The sequence below is a fragment of the Nonomuraea basaltis genome (genome assembly GCF_005893125.1).
GTDB classification, from domain to species: domain Bacteria; phylum Actinomycetota; class Actinomycetes; order Streptosporangiales; family Streptosporangiaceae; genus Nonomuraea; species Nonomuraea basaltis.
The window spans coordinates 1-1,774 of the sequence record NZ_VCJS01000518.1 but is presented as its reverse complement, the minus strand read 5'-3'; the positions used below and the strand labels follow the sequence as shown (position 1 = coordinate 1,774).

The window sequence follows — 1,774 nt, the reverse complement described above, 5'->3', positions numbered from 1 at the left end:
CCATTGGCGCTGGGTCAACTGGGTCCCCGCCGTCTGGTGACCAGGACGACAAGAGCCGTGTAACGAGAGATCGTTACGCACGGTTCTGTGGGAGCCCCGGGGTGCGATTCCCCGGGGCTACCCGACCTTCGTCCTCAGGGAGCCTCCAAGCCCGCCGCCGGCCTCGCTATACTCCGGCGATATGGCCGATCTGCTCTTCGACGCCGTCGAGCGAGCACAGCTCAGCGACCTGTTCGACGAGCTGGGTCCCGAGGCGCCGACTCTCCTCGAGCAGTGGACGGCCCGCGATCTCGCCGCGCACCTCGTCCTCCGCGAGCGCGACTACCTCGCTGGCCCTGGGCTTGTCCTGCCCGGTGTGTGGGGCCGCTTCGCTGAACGACGAAGAAGAGCGCTCGCGCTGAGGGACTTTGCAGGGCTCATTGCGACGATCCGATCGGGACCGCCGCCAGGCTTCTTCCGCATCGGATGGGTGCGCCGGATCCCGAACCTTATCGAGTTCTTCGTCCACCACGAGGACGTACGCAGAGCCAACGGTCGTGGTCCGCGAACCAACGAGCATGCAATGGACGAGGCCCTTTGGCGCAACGTCAGTCGCGCGCCCTGGTTCCTCGCGCGGCGACTGCGCGGCGCAGGTCTCGAGCTTCAGTGGGCGGGGGCCGCTAGTACTACAACCTGATTTCGTGAGCTTCTGTCTGTAGTGTGTGGGTGGTGGTGACTGCTGATGATCTGCAGGTGTGGGTGTCGGGGTTGGATGCGCTGTTTGCGCGGGTGGCGGGCCGCTTTGGAAGGGTGGAGCCTCGCCGTCAAGCGCGGGCGTATGTGACGGGGCTGCTTGCGCCGGTGGAGCGGAAGAACGGTTGGCAACTGGCGGAGGCCGCTGGTGACGACGGGCCTGCTCGGATGCAGCGGCTGCTGAATCAGGCCAGGTGGGACGCCCGTGGTGTGCGGGAAGACCTGCGGGCTTATGTGGTCGAGAACCTCGGTCACCGAGACGCGGTGCTGATCGTGGATGAGACGGGGTTCCTCAAGAAGGGCACCTAATGCCGAGATCGGCATTAGGTGCCTTATGACGAGCACGCCGTAATGCCGATGACGGGGGCTGGAGCTGGGGAAACATCACCTGTTCGCGGCGTTGTGTTGTGGCTGTCAGAGCTGGTCGAGGAAGGCCAGGAGGGTGTCTGGGGCCTGGTAGCGGTCGGGAGTGGTGCTCGGCGGGGTGGTTCGAGCGAGGGCTTTCTCTTTGAGGGCCATGTCGGCGTGTAGGTAGATGCGGGTGGTGGTCGGGCTCTCGTGCCCGAGCCAGAGTGCGATGACGGTGATGTCGACGCCGGCGTGGAGGAGTTCCATCGCGGCGGTGTGCCGCAGAGTGTGGGGTGTGAGTGTCTTTCCCTGAAGAGATGGGCAGTCTTCGGCCGCGGTGCGGGCGTGTTTCTTGATCAGATGTTCGACAGCGTCGTGTGACAGCGCTCCACCAGGCCGGGTGCAAAACAGTGGGTCGGTGTCGGCTCCCGGTCGGCGGTCGTCGAGCCAGCCGGACAGGACCTGCTTGGTGTGGGTGGTGAGCGGGGTGCATCGGTCTTTGCGGCCCTTGCCGCGGCAGTAGACGTGTGCTGCGGCGCCCAGGTGGACGGCGCCGATGGACAGGCCTGACAATCCCCTCGAACCGTTGAGACTCGGATAGATCATTTTCGGCTTTTAGGATCTTGCTCGGTTGTCGCCTCACGCGCCGCGCGCTCGCCGGGTCAGGCCTGGGCCTGACCGCTGTCGCTGAGCC

General features: G+C 65.6%; 2 protein-coding genes and 1 pseudogene. 2 read left to right on the top strand and 1 reads right to left on the bottom strand.

The genetic code is table 11. The features are described 5' to 3' along the window. Positions 1–181: 181 nt before the first annotated feature. Both EJK15_RS69100 and EJK15_RS69095 read left to right on the top strand, forming a co-directional pair. The gene (locus tag EJK15_RS69100) at positions 182–676 is read left to right on the top strand and encodes a TIGR03085 family metal-binding protein (RefSeq protein WP_138720892.1); all 495 of its coding nucleotides are present in this window, start codon (positions 182–184) and stop codon (positions 674–676) included. Between the two features lie 35 nt (positions 677–711). Beyond that, positions 712–1,038 (top strand): annotated as a pseudogene (locus EJK15_RS69095) (transposase); the annotation flags it as partial. 108 nt (positions 1,039–1,146) lie between these two features. Here EJK15_RS69095 and EJK15_RS69090 read toward each other — a convergent pair. Next, a complete protein-coding gene (locus EJK15_RS69090; protein ID WP_138720891.1) occupies positions 1,147–1,686 on the bottom strand; it encodes a tyrosine-type recombinase/integrase in 540 nt (179 codons plus the stop codon). Positions 1,687–1,774 lie beyond the last annotated feature (88 nt).

What these genes read in the sequence shown, in the direction of transcription:
- EJK15_RS69100 (WP_138720892.1), top strand. Translation starts at nt 182, where the DNA reads ATGGCCGATCTGCTCTTCGACGCCGTCGAGCGAGCACAGCTCAGCGAC.
- EJK15_RS69090 (WP_138720891.1), bottom strand. Translation starts at nt 1,686, where the DNA reads ATGATCTATCCGAGTCTCAACGGTTCGAGGGGATTGTCAGGCCTGTCC.